General features: G+C 65.5%; 1 protein-coding gene and 1 pseudogene. Both read right to left on the reverse strand.

Translation table 11 applies throughout. The features are described from left to right. Positions 1-105 precede the first annotated feature (105 nt). Positions 106-855 carry an IS21-like element IS1474 family helper ATPase IstB gene (gene istB, locus CD33_RS00145; protein WP_003460139.1) on the reverse strand — a complete coding sequence of 250 codons (750 nt, stop codon included), beginning with the start codon at positions 853-855 and terminating at the stop codon, positions 106-108. Beyond that, a pseudogene (locus tag CD33_RS19635) lies at positions 743-1143 on the reverse strand (IS21 family transposase); the annotation flags it as partial. The pseudogene CD33_RS19635 and the gene istB, both read right to left, overlap by 113 nt.

Below are 1143 nucleotides of genomic sequence, written 5' to 3' on the forward strand. Positions count from 1 at the left end.
CATTTCATCCATTGCGGATTTCGGTGAACGTGACCGAGCGTTTCGCTAATACGTGACCGGTGCTTCCACCCCGGTTGCGCGGGTTCTGGATTGTAATCGCATCGGTCACGATGCGGCTTGTTCCTCGGCTTTTTTTCGGCGCAGCGACTCGCCTTTCATCGTCAGTCGGTAGGCGTTGTGCACCAGGCGGTCGAGGATGGCATCGGCCAGGGTCGGGTCGTTGATCCAGCCGTGCCAGTGCTCGATGGGCAGTTGGCTCGTCAGGATGGTGGAGCGGCTGCCAGCGCGGTCGTCGATCACCTCCAGCAGGTCATGCCGGGCTCCTTCCTCCAGCGGGGCTAGCGCCCAGTCGTCCAGCACCAGGACGTCGACCTTTGCCAGCTGTTGCAGGGTACGGCCGAAGCTGCCGTCGCCATGAGCGATGCGCAGTTGTTCCAGCAGGCGCGGGGTGCGCAGGTACAGGGTGCTATAGCCCTGGCGGCAGGCCTGGTTGCCCAGGGCGCAGGCCAGCCAGGTTTTGCCGGCACCGGTCGGGCCGGTCAGCAGCAGGTTGTGCTGCTGGCGGATCCAGTCGCCACTGGCCAGGGTGGCGATCAGACGCTCGTCCAGGGCGCGTCCGGAGCGGCGGTCGAGATCTTCCAGGCAGGCGTTGGCGTACTTGAGCTTGGCCTTCTTGCGCAGCCGTACCAGGCGCTGGTTGTCACGCCAGGCCAGTTCGCGGTCGAGCAGTAGGCCGAGGCGTTCATCGAAGCTCAGGCTGTGGCTGGCCGGCAGCGTCCATTGCTCTTCCAGGGCGCGGGCCATGCCGTCCAGGCGTAGCTGGTGCAGTTGATTCAGGGTGTGTTGCGGCATCATCGAACAGCTCCTGTTGCGGGGGTTGGTAGTAGTCGGCGCCACGGACGTTCTCGTGGTCGCCGGGTAAGGTCGTTTCGGCGGCACGCTGGGGCAGCGGCTGTTGATCCAGGCCTTGCTGGAGCAGGTTGCGCACGCTGCGCCCGGTGAAGGCGCGCAGGTGTACGGCACGTTCGGCAGCGGCTTCCAGGCGTGCATTGCCATAGCGCCGGGCCAGCGAGAGCAGGCCGAGGCAGGCGCGGTAGCCCATCTCCGGGTGCGGCTTGTGGGTCAGTTGGTGATCGATCAGTT

This window comes from Ureibacillus sinduriensis BLB-1 = JCM 15800 (assembly GCF_000772955.1).
Classification (GTDB): Bacteria; Bacillota; Bacilli; order Bacillales_A; family Planococcaceae; genus Ureibacillus; species Ureibacillus sinduriensis.

What these genes read in the sequence shown, in the direction of transcription:
- istB (WP_003460139.1), bottom strand. Translation starts at nt 855, where the DNA reads ATGATGCCGCAACACACCCTGAATCAACTGCACCAGCTACGCCTGGAC.